This is a genomic window from Muricoccus vinaceus (assembly GCF_042433125.1).
Classification (GTDB): domain Bacteria; phylum Pseudomonadota; class Alphaproteobacteria; order Acetobacterales; family Acetobacteraceae; genus Roseomonas; species Roseomonas vinacea.
This window is the reverse complement of sequence record NZ_JBHLVZ010000098.1, coordinates 1-17693: the sequence shown is the minus strand read 5'-3', so window position 1 is coordinate 17693 and position 17693 is coordinate 1. Positions and strand designations below refer to the sequence as shown.

General features: G+C 67.8%; 12 protein-coding genes and 1 pseudogene. 1 reads left to right on the top strand and 12 read right to left on the bottom strand.

Annotation, left to right across the window (positions count from 1 at the left end):
• Positions 1 to 15: 15 nt before the first annotated feature.
• The 9 genes from ACFFIC_RS27095 to ACFFIC_RS27055 form a co-directional block, all read right to left on the bottom strand.
• Positions 16 to 1908 carry a glycosyltransferase family 2 protein gene (locus ACFFIC_RS27095; RefSeq protein ID WP_377056313.1) on the bottom strand — a complete coding sequence of 631 codons (1893 nt, stop codon included), beginning with the start codon at positions 1906 to 1908 and terminating at the stop codon, positions 16 to 18.
• A gap of 5 nt (positions 1909 to 1913) precedes the next feature.
• The gene (locus ACFFIC_RS27090) at positions 1914 to 2975 is read right to left on the bottom strand and encodes a hypothetical protein (protein ID WP_377056311.1); all 1062 of its coding nucleotides are present in this window, start codon (positions 2973 to 2975) and stop codon (positions 1914 to 1916) included.
• Positions 2976 to 3061: 86 nt separating this feature from the next.
• On the bottom strand, positions 3062 to 4360 hold the full coding sequence (locus tag ACFFIC_RS27085; RefSeq protein WP_377056309.1) for a glycosyltransferase family 4 protein: 1299 nt from the start codon (positions 4358 to 4360) through the stop codon (positions 3062 to 3064).
• A 350-nt stretch (positions 4361 to 4710) separates the two neighbouring features.
• Complete coding sequence (locus ACFFIC_RS27080) at positions 4711 to 6189, bottom strand: HlyD family type I secretion periplasmic adaptor subunit (protein ID WP_377056307.1); 1479 nt, start codon at positions 6187 to 6189, stop codon at positions 4711 to 4713.
• A complete protein-coding gene (locus ACFFIC_RS27075; protein ID WP_377056305.1) occupies positions 6186 to 7877 on the bottom strand; it encodes an ATP-binding cassette domain-containing protein in 1692 nt (563 codons plus the stop codon). The genes ACFFIC_RS27080 and ACFFIC_RS27075 overlap by 4 nt, the downstream gene beginning before the upstream one ends.
• A complete protein-coding gene (locus ACFFIC_RS27070; RefSeq protein ID WP_377056303.1) occupies positions 7874 to 9541 on the bottom strand; it encodes an ATP-binding cassette domain-containing protein in 1668 nt (555 codons plus the stop codon). The genes ACFFIC_RS27075 and ACFFIC_RS27070 overlap by 4 nt, the downstream gene beginning before the upstream one ends.
• Positions 9542 to 9611: 70 nt before the next feature.
• The gene (locus ACFFIC_RS27065; protein ID WP_377056301.1) at positions 9612 to 10361 is read right to left on the bottom strand and encodes a hypothetical protein; all 750 of its coding nucleotides are present in this window, start codon (positions 10359 to 10361) and stop codon (positions 9612 to 9614) included.
• Between the two features lie 30 nt (positions 10362 to 10391).
• The gene (locus tag ACFFIC_RS27060) at positions 10392 to 11687 is read right to left on the bottom strand and encodes a glycosyltransferase family 4 protein (RefSeq protein ID WP_377056299.1); all 1296 of its coding nucleotides are present in this window, start codon (positions 11685 to 11687) and stop codon (positions 10392 to 10394) included.
• Positions 11684 to 13363, bottom strand: a complete 1680-nt coding sequence (locus ACFFIC_RS27055; RefSeq protein WP_377056297.1) for a glycosyltransferase — start codon at positions 13361 to 13363, stop codon at positions 11684 to 11686. The genes ACFFIC_RS27060 and ACFFIC_RS27055 overlap by 4 nt, the downstream gene beginning before the upstream one ends.
• Positions 13364 to 13729: 366 nt before the next feature.
• Between ACFFIC_RS27055 and ACFFIC_RS27050 the strand changes: the two genes are divergently transcribed.
• Entirely contained in the window at positions 13730 to 14050 is a 321-nt protein-coding gene (locus ACFFIC_RS27050; protein WP_377056295.1) for a hypothetical protein, read from the top strand.
• Here ACFFIC_RS27050 and ACFFIC_RS27045 read toward each other — a convergent pair.
• The 3 genes and pseudogenes from ACFFIC_RS27045 to ACFFIC_RS27035 form a co-directional block, all read right to left on the bottom strand.
• Positions 14032 to 14868 (bottom strand): calcium-binding protein, encoded by an 837-nt coding sequence (locus ACFFIC_RS27045; RefSeq protein ID WP_377056293.1) that lies wholly within the window; start codon positions 14866 to 14868, stop codon positions 14032 to 14034. The two genes, ACFFIC_RS27050 and ACFFIC_RS27045, sit on opposite strands and share 19 nt — an antisense overlap.
• A gap of 156 nt (positions 14869 to 15024) precedes the next feature.
• On the bottom strand, positions 15025 to 15768 hold the full coding sequence (locus ACFFIC_RS27040; RefSeq protein ID WP_377056291.1) for a winged helix-turn-helix domain-containing protein: 744 nt from the start codon (positions 15766 to 15768) through the stop codon (positions 15025 to 15027).
• Between the two features lie 1022 nt (positions 15769 to 16790).
• Positions 16791 to 17372 (bottom strand): annotated as a pseudogene (locus tag ACFFIC_RS27035) (transposase).
• Positions 17373 to 17693 lie beyond the last annotated feature (321 nt).

Here is a 17693-nt window from a genome sequence, read left to right as displayed (position 1 = left end):
TGGCGTGTGCCCTTTTCAGCGGCGAAGAAGCGGGCGAGGCGGCTGAGAGCGGCCGGCTTCCTCGGGAAACCAGCGGCGGGTGTGGGTCCAGGCGTTCAGAAGCGTCGCGTGGTGCCGCCAGAGATTATCCGGCGTGATCTGCGACTGGCGCTCAAGGTGATAGAGCTGCGCGCGGCGATCGAGGGCGCAGCGCAGCCCCTGAGAGCGGACGCGCAGGCAGAGGTCGGTGTCCTCGAAGTCACCGATCGCATAGACCTCGTCGAAGCCACGCAGGCTGTCCGCCAGGCTTTTCCGCAGGACCATGCAGGCGCCGGTGACCGCCTCGACCTCCTCTGGGCCGCTCTTGCCATTCGGCACCACCCTCAGCCCCTTTCGGGGATGCATGGGGAAGGGCCAGTTGGCCTGCTGGGGCAGGCGCTCGAAGGTGATTCCCTCGTGCTGCACCGTGCCGTCCTCGAACAGCAGCTGTCCGCCGACCATCCCGAGGGTCGCGTCCTTTCGCAGCTCGGCAATCATGCCGTCCAGCCAGCCTGGAGCTTCGGGGGAGGGCATGACGTCGGAGTTCAGCAGGCAGATGAACTCGCCACGGGCCGCCGCCATGCCGAGGTTGTTCGCCGGGCCGTAGCCGAGGTTTTCCTCAAGAAGCAGGATCCGGAACGGAAGCCCGAAGCGACGGTGCGCCGAGTGCGCGAGGTCCAGCAGTTCGCGCTTCCGTGGCGGGTCGTCGAGCACGTAGATGAACTCGTGAGCCGCATTGCCCGGATGCTCCGAGAGCAGGGCCATCTGGTAGGTCAGGAAGTCCATCCGCCCATAGAGCGGAATGACGACGCTGCAGACCGGGGACTGTGGGCCGGTTCCGAAGCTCACCTCACTCACCTTCCTTGGGCGCGCCAGGCGCGCCTGGTGGATGGCGGTGAGAGCTGGCCCGAGAACCCGGTCGAACGCCGGTTCGATCTCGTCGGCGGACGGGCGCACGGCGTCCAGGATGCGGCGGGCGGCGGAGGCACCCGACCGTGTGGGCGCCGGGATCCGCATATACCCGATTTCCCCGGAATGGAGTTCCACCTCCAGATAGGGCGCCTGCCCGGCTCCACCCGGCCAGGGGACACCGCAGGCGGGTGCATAAGCGACGAAGCCGCAGCGCGGATCGCTGATACCCATGGTGGAGGAGACGGCTTCGACCACATCCGGCCGCTCGACCGGGATCCAGCGCTCCGTCAGGGAGCTCCGGTCGCGGGCCTCAAGGGGACCATGCACCCGAATGGAGGCAATGGCGTTCGTGGGGTCAAGGCACCACCCCAGCAGAACGAGACCGCCAGGCGGTACGGAAATGGCCTCGTCGAGCCCGATTCGCACCGGCGCGGGCAGGTCGTGGAGCGTGTCCATCCCGGCATAGGCGCGGCGGGAGAGAAGGCTGAGCAGCCGGTTCCGTTCGGGACCGGCAAAGGCGTTCATCACGCCAGGCCGGATGCGGGCCTCGACGTCGCTTTCGCGAAGATGCACCACCGGGCGCACCGGCTGCAGCCGGAGGGCGGGCGGCGCGGGGCCGGCTTCGTGATCCTCGGACGCGATGGCGAGGTGGATCCCGGAGAGTTCGCCCAGGGGCTGCCCCGGGGCGCGGACGAACACCACGATGCCGACACCGCGGCGCCCGAGGTCGGGGCGAGCGAACCAGGCCGTGACGGATTCCGTTCGCTCGATCCGTCCCTGCTGGAAGAGCACGGTGACCTGCGGTGGCCGCGCGTCGGGCTTCCAGCGTCCGCGGGACCAGCCGGAAAAGAGCCAGCCGCCCGCGGCGGGCGCATAGCCATAGAAGTCGATATAGCCGTCCTCATGGTGGGGGCGGCTGGCAGGAGCCGGTGCGGCGACGATGGCCGGCCGGGCTTCGGTCGCAAGATCGGTGGACATGGGTGTCAGACCGCCAGCATCGCGCCGGAGCGATGCGGCACCACGAAGGTGCCGGCTTCCGGGCATTCGAGAATACGGGATGGGCTGATCCGCGAGGGCAAGCACCAGACCTGAAGGGCGCCGGTGTGCTCCTGCGGCGTACGAAGCCGGTGAACCGTGCCGGGCCCGAGGATCAGCAGGTCGAGGGGGCCGACCTCAACGGTCCGCACGGACGCGTCGAAGCGACGGGCGATCTCCAGAGCCGGATGGGGCCGGTTGCTGACCGGGTCCGGGAGCCAGCGGGAGCGGCCGTCGCCTGTGAACTCGGGCAGTTCGTGGCTGCCTGCCACGATGTCGGCCAGGACATGGCCAGAACGGACCCCGCCCACGCACGCGACCACAAGTACGGTTTCAGCGGGCGACGGAAGGCGCTCCGCCGAGCTGGCCTGTGAGAAGCCCGCCGTGCCCCCGTCGCCACGGGCGAAAACGACCCGATGGGCAACCGGAGTGTCGTCCAGCATGGCCTGGATCAGCGCCAATGCGGGAGGCTGGAAGACGATGCTCGGCGTTATTTCGAGCATCTGCCGGTCGGCCGGCGCTGAATGGGGGGCGAGGGGGCCGTTGCAGGTCACGCCGTCGAGCGTGAAGCCACCCTCGCCAGTGATCGGCTGGTCGATCGCTCCTCGAAGGACGGCGTAGCCGTCACCGATGATTCGCTGCAGCGGCTCGCGGATCCCGGCCGGGGTCGATCCGATCGCAACCCGTCCCGCCAGAAGGCGAGCCGCGTCCGTGCGATCCGTCCAGAGGCCGCCGAGCACGCTCCGCTGGCGGCCGGCGCCGGGATAGCGGGCATGGATCGCCCCGAAGTACTCGCCGACGCCGGTAAGGCCGGTCCGCGGCAGTTCCACATCGCCGCCTCGTGGCCGGATCGAGATGAAAGGCAGGAGCTGCCGCTCGATGGGAGCGTCGTAGAAGGCCATTGTGAAGCCGCAGCGGCCATCGCCGAGGCCGGCTTCGGCAAGGTCGGAGCGGTGCTGGTCGGCGACGGTTTCGCCGATTACGCGCCCATCAAGGAGGGCTTGGATCACGAGCGTGCGGGCGGGCCCCGTGCCGCTCGCGAAGGCCCAGCCCGAGGCACCTTCCGCCGAGATGCTGTCGACCGATCCCCGGATGGTCATGCGAGCTGCATCTCCGGCAGGGCGGGAATAGTCCGGCCATCCGCATCGGCCGCGGCGCGCACGCTGCAGGCGCGGTAGAGCGCAAGGGTGGAGGCCGAGGTCTGGTGCAAGGTAAGCGGCCTGGCGAGGGTGCGGTCGAGGGCGAGCAGCCTGTCGGGCTGTGCGGAGAGCTCGGTGAGGAGGGCCGCGAGGGAACGGGCGTTTCCCGCCCGGAAGTGGAAGCCGTCCACCCCGTTCCTCACCTTCTCGGCCATCCCGCCGATATCGGAGGAGATGACGGGGCGCCGCGCGAGGAAGGCCTCCTGGATGACAAGAGGTGAATTCTCCCACCAGACCGAGGGCACGATCACCGCATCGACGCTGCGCATCAGCGAGTGGACACGGTCATTCTCGTAGGGCCCGTGCACATGGACGTTCTTCGGTGCATTCGCGAGCCTTGCTTCAAACAGGGCGCGGAACTCCGGCGGCTGACCGGAGTGGTCACCGTGGACGTCGATGTGAATTCCCGTGATGCCCGCCTCCTCCAGGATTTCCGCAGCGTCGAACAGGACGTCGATGCCCTTCAGACGCGAGATCTGGCCGAAGAAGCCGATGGAGAGAGGGGTGTCGGCGCGACGGGGGCGGGTGGGAAGGGAGGGCGCGTCGGGCACGCCGTTCTCGATGACGGTTATGCGGGAGGGCGCGATGCCCCAGGCAATGTAGCGATCGGCCAGGAACTGGCTGGGGGAGATGAAGTGGTCCACCATCCGGAAGAACCGCTTGATGAACAATTCTCGAAGGAAGAAGTCCTGCTCGGACCGCTCCGGAAAGCAGCGGTTGCAGTCGCGGGGCGAGGACCGGTCGCACAGGGCCATGCCCGGGCGCTTCACCATTTGGCCGAAGTGATTGCAGATGGCCAGGTACTCATGCAGCGTCACCACGATGTGCGCCTCAGGCAAGACGCGCCGGATGGTCAGGAGCGTGTCCACGCCGAAGTTCGTGTAGTGGTGAAGATGCACCACGTTCGGACGCAATTCCTCCAGCAGGCGGGCCAGTTCGACCGGCCATTCGGGGTCCGGGTTGCTGTGCGTGAAGTGGTCGAAGCCAGCGCCAGCATAGACGTACTCATTCGCGCCGAAGGGCTGGGACAGCCGAGCCCCGAGGCGCGCAGAAACGCGCCCGCCCGAGGCCGCCAGGAACCAGGAGGCCTCGACCTCCGGGGAAGAGCGAAGCGTGTTGTGGAGCTGATAGGCGGCGATCTCGGCGCCGCCCTTTGACACCGCGGGGTGAAGATGCGCCATCGTCAGCAGGCGCACAGGGAACGGCTTGGACGCCGGTGGGCGAGGCTTGTTCACGTGTGCGGCCGACTGCCGCTCGGTGCGCATCTGCCGGCGTGTCGCACTGGAGTTACTCACCGGGTTCACACTCCATGCAGGATCGCGATCCCAGACGAAAGGGATGTGACGCCACGTGTATTGTGCCGTCTCGACGATCGGTTTGCAGGGCGGAGAGAACACGCAAAAGAGAGCGGGGGACAGCCGCATTGTGTCGCAGTTTGTCGTCGGATTGTCGTCGCGGCCCTCTGTCGCGCCGATGGCCTGGTCGGGCGCGAGCGGCCCAGGCGCGCGCTCTGCGGCGCCTGGTTGATCGTGGCCAGGAAGGGGGATTAGTCGCGCAGCGCGCGGCGAAGGCTGTCCCGGAGAGGCCGCAGCAGGTAGTCGAGAACGGTGCGCTTCTCGCCGAGAACGAAAACCTCGGCAGGCATGCCGGCAGCGAGGGGCGGGATGGCCAGGTTGCCTTCCTTCCCTTCCACGGAGGAAGCCGGGTTCAGGACGGCACGGGCCAGGAAGAAGGCACTGCCCTGCGGGTCGGTCTGCCGGTCGGCCGATACGTAGGTGAGGCGGCCGGTCATCAGCGGAACTTCACGCTGCCGGAAGGCTGAGAGGCGGACGTTCACGTGCTGGCCGACGGCCACCTGTTCGATGTCGTTCGGCGCGATACGGACCTCGACAACCAGGGCGGCACCTTCGGGAACAAGGTCGAGTACAGGTTGCCCCGCCCCGATCGAGCTGCCGGGGGTGAAGTACTTGATGTCCGTGACCGTGCCGGCCTCGGGGGCGGTGACCTCGCGACGGTTCAGGACGTCTTGGGCGGCCCGCAGCCGCTCCACCGCGTCCGTCGTGGCGGCATTGGCCTCCTGCAGATCCCTCGCGATCTCGGACTGGCGGGTGAGATTGAGGTTCTCGGCCTCCAGGACAGCCTGGGCCTGAAGTTCCCGGGCCTGAGCTTCCTGGGCAGTGTACTGGCCGAGGCTTCCCAAGGCTTCCGCTTCGTTGCGGCGCAGTTCCAGGGCGCGTGTGCGGGTGGCAAAGCCGTTTGCCAGAAGCTGGTTTACGCCCGCGAGTTCATCCCGGAGCGCCCCGAGCCGGGTGCTGGCCGCCGTCTTCTGCGCCCCCAGGGCTCGGATCTGGTCACCGTACTGGGCCGCATGCCGGCGCGCCGCGGCGAGCGAACCGTTATAGGCGGCCCAGCGAGCCGCAAAGAGCCGCTGCTCCGCCTGCATCGCGGAGGCCAGCGACTGCTCGAGAAGCGGGCTTGGGGCTTCCAGAACGGGTGGGGTCAGGGTCCGGTGCCCGGCCTGCTCGGCCGTGAGCCGGGAGATGCGCGCCAGGCCGGTCACGTAAAGGGCACGGGCCTGGTTGGCGGCGGCCTCGGCCTGGGTCACGTCGAGCCGGAAGAGAACCTGGCCCGCGCGCACCTCGTCGCCCTCGTTCACGGCCAGCTGGCGCAGGATTCCCGGCTCCAGCAGCGTGACCGTCTTGCGTCGGCCCTCGGCGACGAAGGATCCGACACCCATCACCGCGCTCTCGAGCGACGTCGTGGCCGCCCAGCCGAAGAGGCCTCCCACTCCGATGCCGAGGGTCAGGACGGATGCCAGGGCAATCCGGCGCAGCGATGGGGCGCCGATCACGGCTTCAAGGTCGGGGTCGTGGGGTGCGGGTGGCGTGGACTGCGCTCGAAGCACCGGCGGCGCGTCACCGGGCGTGGCCCTGACCGGGAAGGTGCCGCGCGGGGTGGGGCGAGCCATGACATTGCCGGATGGCGCGGGCAGGACTTCTCGTGGGGTGCTGGCAAGGTCGCTCATGCGTTCGTTCCCCGTGCAACTGCCTCGAAGTGCCATCCGCCGTCGGCCGCCAGGTCGAGCCAGCCGCTGACGATCCCCTCCCACCCGGCGGGGTCGTGCGTCACAAGCAGGGTGATCGTTCCCTGGTGCTGCGCCTGGGCGACGGCGGCCCGCAGATCCCGGATCAGGTTCGCGTCCAGCCCGGCTTCGGGCTCATCGAGCACCAGGAGGGATGGAGTACCAAAGAAAGCCCTCGCCAATGCCACCATCTGCTTCTGCCCGCCGGAAAGCCCGGAGGTGAGCCCTGCTGGCGTGCCATAGCCATCCGAGAGGCGGCCGATCATCGCATGCGCGCCGACGAGGCGCGCCGCCGCAACGGCCTGCTCAGCGGGCGCGTCCGTGAAGCGCCGGATGTTGTCGAGGACGCTTCCTTCAAGCAGCTGCGCCCCCTGGGGCAGGTACCCGACGCGGGATGCAACGACGGCCAGACCGTCGCGCCCAGGAAGCGCGTAGGTCGCCTCGCCAGCCAGACGCACGACCCCTGCCTCTGGCAGCGAGAGCCCGAGGATGGCCCGGAGCAGCGTCGACTTGCCGACGCCGTTTGGCCCGCGGATGCCGATAATTTGGCCGGCGCAGATGGAGAGATCCAGGTCCCGCACCAGGGAGCGGAGCCCGTCTGGGGTGCGCAGGGTGAGGTGCTCGACGCTCAGGCCGGCCGGGGCGGAGGGGTTGGCCGGGGGCGGCGCCGGGGTGGCTGTGTCGGCGATAAAGCGCGAAAGGCGCTGCCACGCCACCACGCCGAAGGCCCAGTCACGCCAGGTGGCGACAACGCGGCTGACGGGCGACGACGCCATGCCGGCGAGCATGGTGGCCGCCAGAATGCTGCCGGGCGTGGCGTGATGATAGGTGACCAGCCAGATGCCGACGCAAATGGTCGCCATCTGCAGAACGAGGCCGACAAAGGTCGCGAGTTCCTGGATGGCCCGCGCCCGTCGCTGGGCGGCGTCCGCGATCTCGATCGAGCGTTCGGCGTCGGGGCGCCAGCGACGCAGGATGGCGGGCAGCATGCCAAGGCCGTCGATCATGTCGCGGCTTCGCAGCCGGCCGGTCAGGGCGGCCGTGACACGGGCCTGCTCGTTGCTGGCGGCGCGGACCAGCTTCCGGGTGGTGAGGTCGGCCAGGGCACCAAGGAGGGTGAGGATCGCGCAACCGAGGAGGGCAAGACTGCCGTAGTAGGGATGCAGCACGAAGAGCAGTCCCACGGCAGCCGGCACCATCAGCAGGTCCATCAGGTCGGACGCCACCGCGCCGCCGAGCAGCCGGCGAACCTCGCCGGCGTCCCGCAACGCGGCAAGCCCGCGCGTTCGGTCGCCGGCGAGGGCTCCACGAACGGAGGCTCCCAGCGCCTGGAACTGCAGCTGCCGCCCCGCCGCATCCGTGGCGGCGGCGACCAGGGCGGCGCGCAAGTAGCGCAACGCGCCGCCGAGCAGCACGATCAGGGCGTAGGCCACGGCAAGGGCGACCAGAGTGTCGCCGTTCCTGCTCTGCAGCACACCATCGAAGACGTGCATGGTGAGCAGCGGCGCGGCCAGCATGGCGCCCAATGCGCCGATCGAGAGAAGCAGGCCGAGGACCGCGATCCAGAGGCCTTGCAGGGTGATCTGACGGGGTGCTCGCACCGGTCGCGGATAGGCGAGGATATCGCTCATGCGGCGGGCTTCGGATTGAAGGTGATGACCTTGGCGCTTCCCGAGGCAGCCGGACGGGCCTCCGCCGGCCGCAGCGTGCCATCAGCGCTCAGCACCAGAAGCCGGTCCGCGATCGCGAGGATTGGTGCACGGTGCGAACTCAGTACCACCGCGACGCCTTGATCGCGGAGTTGGCCGAGGAGGCGGATGAAGGCTGCTTCGCCCTCGGTATCGAGCCAGGCGGTGGGCTCGTCGAGGATCACGAGGCGCGGTTCGCCGTAGACCGCCCGGGCGAGAGCGATTCGTTGGCGCTGCCCCATCGAGAGGCCGGAATCGCCGGCTCCGGCCACGGGGGTGGCGTAGCCGGCGGGAAGACCCGCGATCATGCGGTCCGCTCCGGTGATCCGCGCCGCGCGCAGCACCGCCACCAGGTCCGGAGTGGCGGAAAGGCGGGCGATCGCCTCGGCAATCGTGCCGTCGCCGAGGGAAGGGTCCTGCGGCAGGTACCCGACGTGCCGCGCCAGGTCCTCGCGGGACCATTGGCTGACGGCGTGGCCGTCGAGGAACACCCCGCCCGCGGTTGGCCGGATCATCCCCATCATGAGCCGGAGAAGCGTCGTCTTGCCGCTTCCGGCCTGTCCGGAGATGGCCGTGACCGAGCCGGGCTCGACGGCGAGGCTCACCTCCCGAAGCAGGGGCCGTGGGGTCCGCGGCTGGAGGTAGGTAAGCCGCTCCAGGACCAGGCGGCCCTCCGGGCAGTCAAAGCTCTCGCCCTGGTCGGCCGCATGGTCCGTTCGCCTGCCGAGCTGTTCGCCAAGCCGCTTCCAGGCGGCGGCGGCGGCGGCCCAATCCTGGTTCGCGGCCCCAAGATGGGTGAAGGGTTCGATGAGCCTTCCGGTCAGAAGCATGGCGGCCATCACGCTGACGCCGAGGTTCTGTCCCTGGAGGGCGAAGGCGGCTCCCAGGATCATCACCAGTCCGGCCGAAAGCCCCTGCAGCGAGGAGGTGGCGGCCGTGAGGCGCCGCCCGGTTTCCTGTGCGGCCCGGAGGCGTTCGCTTCCCTGGCTCAGGTCGCGGAGCCAGCGCCGCGCCAGGGTGGGCCGCATGCCCATGGCCTCGACGGCCTCCGCGCAGCGCATGGCGTCCGCCACCAGGCCGGCGGTGCGGCCCGACAGGGCGTTGGTGGTGGAAAGAGCGCCCAGCGCCCGCTTCTCGGAATGCAGGCTGAGGGCCGCGGCGATGACGCAGCTGCAGAACGCGACAAAGGCGAACCAGGGCTGGAGGCACCACAGGATGAGCAGCGTGACGGGCGCGAGCGCGATGTCGAGCGCCGCGGCGCATAGGCTGTCGCTGACCGCGCGGCGGATCTCCTCGATGTCGGCAAGTAGGCTTCCGCAGGTCGAGGCAGGTTCGCCCGACCGCGCGGCCGCGGCCAGGATGGCGGGGGCCGAAAGTCGGCGCGCCAGCCGGTTGCCGGCCGCGAGGAGGGTCAGGGAGCGTAGGTGGCTCAGGGCGATGAGCAGGGCCGTCGCGAGCAAAAAGCCGGCGGCGAGGCCAACCGCCGTCGGCATGCTGCCCGTCGGCACCACCAGCCTGTAAACCTCCATTCGCAGGAGCAGGCCGACGAAGGTCACCACCATGGCCGTGCCCCCGATGAGGAGGGCGAGGCGAATGGCTCTGGTCACTTCCGCCCGGACGACAGCCAGGATGTCGTTCGCCTCCGCTGGCCGCGGCCTGCCCTGCTCCGCCATGGCGTCAGGGGCCCAGAAGCAGGAGGGTAGCCCCGGCAAGGGACCATGCGGCCGCGCCACCGGCGGCGATGCCGATCACCAGTCCAAGGGCAATCTGCCAGGGATCGAGCCGGCGCCGCGATGTCTGGACCGGCCTGCCGGCCCGCTGATGCAGGGCCGCCAGTTGTTCGTCGGCCATGAGGCAGCGCATCTCGAGTGTCTCAACCCGGGCTTGCAGCTCTTCGAGCGCCGTAGCGGCAGCGGCCGGGCCCTGCACCGGCATCTGGCTCGCAAGAGCCTCAACGTGCTGTCGCAGCCGAGCTTGGCCGCCCGAGAGCGCCCGAACCATGTCGGCGAGCGACCTGCCGTCCTGGGCCGGGCCGGCCTGATCGCCTCCTGCCGGCACCGAGGAAAGGGCCGCTGGATCGCGGCGGACCGCCCGGATCGGCAGAGGCAGTTCCTCGCCGCTCGCGGACAAAGCGACGACGGAGATCTCGCTGCGGCGCTCCAGCGTTGCGGGAGTAAGGGGAAGGTCGAAAGCGTAGCGGCCGTCGCCGATCTGCCCGCTTGCGAGGTCAGGGCGCTCACTGTCGGCAATCGTCTGCGCCACAACTTCGGTCCCGAGGCGCAGTTCGATCCGAAGCCGCTCCCGCGGGGTCGAGCGGTTCCACGCCCAGCCGAAGAGCCGCCCGGGCTGGACGTTGTCGATCAGCCCCTGGATTTCGGCGGTACGGGTGAGGGGGCCATGCTCAGCCATGGCAGCGCTCTCGGACATCGTACTTCCTCGTGGGGAGGTGAATGACGCTCAAGCCGCGACGGCGGCCGGCAGGGCAGGGCCGGGACGCAGGAGGCGCCGGTAGAGGTCCAGATGGGCCGCGGCCATGACGTCCATGCCGGACGGCGCCTGCAGGCTGTTCACCAGCGAGTGCCACAGGTCGGGCTCATTGGCCGCCCGCTCCATGACCTCGGCCCAGCCCTCCGGATCCCCGATCGGTGCGTGAAGGCCGTCCAGTCCTGGCCGAACCAGCTCGGCCATGCCGCCGGCATCGCCGCAGATGACGGGACGGCGATGGTGCAGGGCCTCCAGGATGACCAGGGGGGCGTTCTCGTACCAGATGGAGGGCACCACCACCCAGTCGGCGGCGCCCATCCGCGCCGGTAGATCGGCCGCTGTATAGGCGCCGTGGTGGCGGGCGGCCGGGGCCGCAGCGAGCGCGGCGCTGAACTCTGCCAGGAAGGCTTCGGGCTGGTAGGCGGTCCCGCCATGAAGCGACAGCTTGTGCGCCACCCCTGTCTTGCTGAGGCGGGCCGAGGCGTCGAGCGCCACAAGGGAGCCCTTGAAGCGGTTGATGTGGCCGAAGAAGGCGAACCGGTCTCGCCGGCCACCCGAGGCGAGCGGCCGGTGAGCGACCGGCCGCGAGTGGGTGGGAACGGCATTGGGCAGTACGCTGATGCGCCGCGCGTCCCACCCCGCCGCGACGAAGCGGTCCTTCAGGAACTGGCTGGGCGCGAGCAAAGCGTCGATGCTGTTGCAAGCGTCCTGGAGGGAGATCTGCCGCAGCATGAAGTCCGTTCCGGAGCGGTCGGGAAGGCAGCGCCGGCAAGCATCCAGTGCCGGACCCGGGCAGAGCCGCCCCTCGGTGGTGAGGAGCTGCCCTTCGCGGGGGCAGATGGCGAAGTAGTCGTGGAGGGTGAGGACCAGTTTGGCCCGGCGCGGTGCCAGCCGGCGGAGAAGGGCGATCGTCTCCACGCCGAACTGCAAGGGGTGATGAATGTGGATGATGTCGGGACGCAGCCGCTCCAGCAGCGGCCCCAAGGTCGCGGCGAGCCCGTGCGTGTCGATTTGGCTGAGGAAGAAGCGGTCGAAGTGCGGCAGGCGGATCAACGCCTCGTCGGCATGCCCGCCAGGGGCTCCTTGAAGCAGCGTTCCCGGCTTTGCGTCCCGCAGAGAAGCCGTCACGGCCGCCAGGAACAGGCCGTCGACGCCGGGCGTGCCGTCGCAAATGGAGCGGAACAAGTTCCGCGCCACGACCTCCGTCCCTCCGGGCTGGAGGTCGGGGTGGTTGTGGGCGAGGACGAGGATGCGGAGGGGAGAGCTCATCGCTTGGCTCTTGAAGCTCCATCGGCGGCAGGAAAGCCAGCCATGAGGGCTGTGATCGCCCCGTTCCAGCGGCAATGGTGAAGTCGCCGGTTGTGTGCGCAGGCGAGGGTTCGGGCATAGCCGCCGTGACCCACGATCGACTGCCGCTCGAAGTGGTAGAGTTCCGCCGACGGGACGTAGCGGATGGTTCCCCCGAGTTCGCGAAGCCTCAGGCAGAGGTCACTGTCCTCGTAGTCACCGACGACGTAGTCGGTGCAGACCCCCCCGACGGCCTCGAAAGCGTCCCGCCGGACCAGCAGGGCGGCGCCCGTGACGCCGGGAACCTCGCAGCCGCGCATGACGAAGGGGTGCCGGCGGGGCAGACCTTTTCCGTAATGGCCGTTCAGCCAGTCGCCTTGTGCGCCTTCGCGGGCGAAGAACAGTCCAGCGTGCTGGACCGAGCCATCCTCGAAAAGGAGCTTCGGACCCACCGCCAGGGTGGCCTTGTCAGCGTCCAGCGGGCGCAGCATCGCGCGCAGCCATCCGGGAATGGTGGGAATGATGTCGGAGTTCAGCAGCAGAACGGTGTCAGCAGCCGGGCTTGCCGCGGCGACGCCCGCGTTGCAGGCGCTGGCGTAGCCTGCGTTCGCCGCCATGACGACCATCGTGACCGGCAGGTCGTAGATCTCGTTCAGGCCGCGAAGCTGGTGCTCGAGTTCAGCCCGCTGTTCCGGCGAATCCAGCACGAATACGACATGCGCATCCTGGCGCAGAGCAGGGTCCCGGGCAAAGGCGGCGATCTGGAAGCGGAGGAAGCGAAGGTTCTTGTAGAGCGGGATCACCACGGCGACGCGCGGCACGGCAATGGGGCTGCCGATATGGACCACCTCGGCGGGGCCGAGGGCAGCAAGGGCGGCCCGTTGCAGCCTCTCGACCGCCGGCATGATGCAGCGGTCCAGCAGTTCGGGCCGAAGGGCCGAAGGGTGGACGGAACGAAGCACCAGGTCTCGCGCTGCGACAGGCGGCAAGAGGCCGGGAGGGGCGGTCAGGGAAAGTGCCTCGCCCGAGACAAGGCGGAGGTCCAGGCCCCACTGGGGAACGGGTCCGCCGGTGGCGCGCTCCACATTCGGCACGTGGGCCAGAAAGCCGGGACGGGAACCGCCGCCGCCATGAACCGCGTTCACGAACCGGTCCGTGAGATCCGGGCGAGCCATCCGTTCCAATGCGGTCGGCGGTATCGTTTGGCTGATGCCGGTCAGGGGATCACGCAGCGCAAGGCCGCCGGCGACCAAGCCGAATGGATCGCGCAACCAGCCGCCGACGAAGACGCCCCCGTGTCCGTCCGAAACGGCCATCTCCAAAGCGCCGCCGACCGGCCGGAGCGGATTGTCGAGCGCCTGCGAGGGCACGAGCGGCGTGAGCAGGCGGCGATCCCGGAGCAGCCGGGCCAGCCGCGTGTTGTTCGGCTCCGCGGCAAGACGACGGGCAAGGGCCCGCGCCAGGACCCGCTCCCTTGTGTCGCCTTTTGCAGCCGAGGCGAGCAACTGAGGGAGGCCCGCAGGCCGGCGCAGCAGGGTGATGGGCATCCTCCGGGATGCACCCGGAGATGGCGACGGCAGGAGCATGACCGGAACATCGTGCCGCAGGGGGGTCTCGACCATGAGCAGCCCGGCCACCGGCGGCGCAAGGCGCCGCACCTCCGTTCCTGTCAGCAGGTACCAGGGCCCGGGCCCGCTTTCGCCGGACACGCCCCAAAGGGACAGGCCATCGTCGGCCTCTGTCGCGAGCGGTTGTAAGCGGAGCGTCTGAGGCGAGGGCTCGGGGGGCGCAAGGTGCACCGCGAGCTGATGAAGGAAGTGCGCGATGCCGCGGACACGGCCTGCCCGGAGGACATTCGTGCAGGTCTCCACGAGAAATGCCAGGAGGTCGCCACGCTCCTCACCCGCCGGGGCGCTGAGCGCGGCGACCAGGTCGGAAAGGTGATCAAGGCATCTGATCGGCAGAGAGAAGGATAGGCTGCTTCCGCGCCGCACCCGAATGGCAGCGCTGTCTCCACGGATGCTTTGGACGACTTCTCCACTCACGCGACAGAGGATCGCCTGCCGGGATGGATGGCCGCCGATCTCAGTGGCGGCGACCGGCAGTGGCACGGGCTGATCGTCGATCGTGAGGTTGACCGAACCTCCGCCCGCACTCGGGGGGGAACGATAGAGAATTGCGAGCACCCCTCCTGGCAGGAGAAGCGCCTGACCGGAGAGGCCGTGCTCAGACGGTATGGCACCGGGCGCTTCGTGACCCGGTGCCGCCATAAAGCCCACAGGCAGGTTCGTGTCCATCAGTTCCTGCCTTCTTCAGCGGGCGCCGATCAGACGATCTTCACGTAATTGTCGAGATTGCTGATCAGGTCGCTTGCGGAGACGCCGACCAGCTTGATGCTGTCGCCGCCCAGGCTGATGATCGCGCCGCTGTCGTCCTCGGTGACATGGCTGGCGAGATCCGCGGCGCTTGCGATGCCCGTGCCGTTGATGTTCGCCATGATCTCGAGGTGATCGGTTCCGCCGTGGAAGTCGAGCACGACGTCCTTGCCGAAGCCGGAGGCGAAGTAGAAGGTGTCCTCGCCCGAGCCGCCGATCAGGGTGTCGTTGCCCATGCCGCCGGTCAGGGTGTCGTTGCCGCTGCCGCCGACCAGCAGGTCGTGTCCGCCCTGACCCGCGAGGCGATCGTCACCAGTGCCGCCGTAGATCGTGTCAGCGCCGTCGCCGCCGTTCACGGTGTCGTTGCCCGAACCCGCGTCGATCAGATCGTTGCCAGCCCCGCCGGAGACGAAATCCTGGCCGCTGCCTCCCAGGAGCGTGTCGTGCCCGGCACCGCCCATCAGGGTGTCCCGGCCCATGCCGCCGCTGAGCCAGTCGTCACCCGTACCGCCATCGAGGACGTCGTCGCCTGCCTCGCCGTGGAGGATGTCCTTGCCTGCTTCACCGTAGATGACGTCGTCGCCGGTTGCGCCGTAAACCGTGTCGTGGCCCGTGCCCGCGAAAACGAGGTCATCACCCCTTCCGGCATAGACGATGTCGTTGCCGCCGAAGCTGGTGATCAGGTTATCGAAGGTGAAGCCGGAGTGGTTGTCGGCGGTGATCGTGTCGTCACCAGGAGTGCCGTACCAATCGGCGCTGCCGCCCGGGATTGAGGCGTAATCAGGCATGTCTCGATCACTCCGTTCTGAATGCCGTGGCCTGCTGCCACCGGACCTATGCAATCTAGCAACGAATAATTTGCACGCTTAGGTTGTGATACACATTGCGACACTCGCCTTTTGCGGGTGATTTTTCCTGGGGCAACTTCTGATGCGTGATAGTCGTCAGAACCCGGTGAACAGGTAGCCCACGCCGCGCACCGACTTGATGGAATCAACGTTTGGACAATGCGCTGCCAGCTTGCGGCGTAACCGGGCAGCAAGGTTGTCGATGCCGCGGTCCTCCGGGTACCAAGGCCGGCGGAAGACCTCCTGATAGAGCAGCGAACGACTCACCGGTGTCCCCCGCTTCCGCGTCAGCACATGCAGGAAGTCGAATTCGGCCGAGGTCAGTTCACACGGCTTGCCACTCGGCGTGTACAGTTCACGCCGGTCGAGAGAAAGCCGCCACACTGGGCGGCGCAGGACGGGTGCGGGCGCGGCTTCCTCGACCTCCGTCCTGTCCTCACCGAGCTCTCCTGAGGACTGGGCAGTCCTTCGCATAATGGCGCGGATGCGGGCGACGACTTCCCTTTCCGTGAAAGCGGCCGGGATGCAGTCGTCTGCACCATTGTCCAAACCGGCGATACGGTGGAGATCACTGTTCGACTCGCGCGCACGCAAAACGCAGGGCACAGCGGAAATCGAGCGGACCTGCCGCAAGATGTTCATCGCCGAATGTGGTGCGGTCCCGCTCCAGTGGAGAAGAACCAAGCTCGGCGGCACGTCCGACAGGCGGGACAGAAGCGGATCGGCATCGCTGTACGCCTCTGCCGGCAAGCCTTGGTTGGTCAGGTATGCGGCAATCTGTCCAGCACGCGACCTGTCCCCATCATGCACAAAGACTGGTCTGTAGCCCGGCCGTTCCAAGTGTGCTGCTCCCTCGGTGCAGATTTGCTGCAGTGCACGCACAACCTACGCGAGCAGTTTGCCCTCACCAAAGACTTTCACGACCTCGTGATGATTCCTTACAATGTCTTTGGTTCCTGGTTTCCATTTGACTGTCACCGAAAAGAAGCAGTCAGGGAGGAACCTCCAGGGAACATCCAGGCTGGCCATGGGAAATGGTGGTCGCTTGCTCTGCCCAGCGGGACAAGCTGGCTAAAAGTGCAGCGGCAGTTTCAAGCTTCCAGCTATCAACTGCGTACCCTCGGGAGAAACAGAAGGCAGCGCGCTCCTCGGCTTGGGAGTTGAGCGTTATCAAACTTGGCGGCAGCAGGGTGCACCGGCCAGATTAAAGTGTGGATGCATGACCGCCTCAATGCATCCAAAGCTCTTTTCCAATCGTAGGGTCATGGTAGTAGATCCGACATGGAGGAGACACTGGTCCAGAACATCGAGAGTGCATCAACCAGCACCCCTACGTTGGAACTGGCGAGGCTGGTTTGTTGCCTGATCGCGATCGCGCAGGCTGCTTCTCGCGGCATGCCCGGGGCAGAAACCGCCTCCTCGCATTGTGGAGACGGACAGGGCAGATCGTCTTCACCAACTTGAATATGGACCCTCACCGATCTGCCTCTTTGACTTCCGGTTCCACATCACGAGGGTCAGAGGGCAAAACGGCAACTACGGATCCACGCAAGCTCGGTCGACTTGACGGCTTCAAGGCGACGGAGCTGCCTGATCGACAGGAGGATCGAGCGCGATCAAGCCCGCGCGGTGCCTCCGCTGATGTCGGACTACACCCCAGATGCCTGCGCCCTTTCGGCGCGATGCTTGCTCTCGGTGAGGTCGTCGCGACGAAGATGAGAAAGGTTGTTATCCCGGAGTTGGCGGAGTGGAAGTGCTGCGCTTGGTAGGCTGACTTGACCCGCTTCATCCGCCGCTCTCATTTTGTGTGGGCTGACGCGAGTTCCCTGCCTTGTTTTTCAGTTCCCTGTGTCGGCGGTGATCTATTTAAAAAAAACCGACCAGAACCGCCTGATCTCGCCGAGGCAGATGAACGCGGTGGCAAGGATGGGGAAGGCGAGGTGGATGTTGGCGCGGCGCTCGTGGCGGACAATGGATCGGCGAAAGCGGCCCATCTAGGCGAACCTACGCTCGACACCCGGCAGTTGTGCTGGTTGGCCTCGCTGATGATCAGGCCAAGCGGTATCTTCGGCGTTCGTGACAAGATGGTGCTTCGTGCTGGGCTTGCCGCGATCCGTCGGGTTCGGGCCGGGCATCTCGCCGCTCGTTTTCCTGGGACCGGTGTGCTGTCGGGCGCCGCACGGTTCCAACGGATGCGGCCTGCCGTCTCCAGCCGGTCGAGGAGAAGCCCGCCCAGACGCCCACCGCTTGCCAGTCCCCTAGCCGCAGCCAATCTCGGCGGGACGGTGTTCCCAGAACATGCCGATCGTCAGCACAAAGACGATCCCCATCAGCGCCGGTTGGTCCGGCACACGCGGGCGGGCCCCCTTCGGCTTGGGCTGCTTGCGCGCCAGCAACGGCTTAACCGCTGCCCAAAGGTCATCGGGTACAAGCGGCTTCGCCATCTCCCATAACGCCAACCACCCAGTTCCGTCTGGCGCTCTCATTGGCCACAGTCGGCTCCGTGTTTAGAGGAACCGATTCGAGACTTCGGCCGTCTCCGGCGTGGTGGGCGGCCTGCCGGATATGCTGCCACAAGCGGCACGACGGCCGGCCGTTCGTCTGACATCCGGCTGGCTTGGTGAGTGAAGCGCACCCGTTTTCCGATGCGGGCACCCCGTCTGCCGGAGCGGGACCGCTCCTGAAGAGAGTGTCCCGCGAAAGGCAGTCACATCGCCCAGTCGAGGTGCTGATGACCCTCTTCCGAGTTCACGAAATGGAGCAGC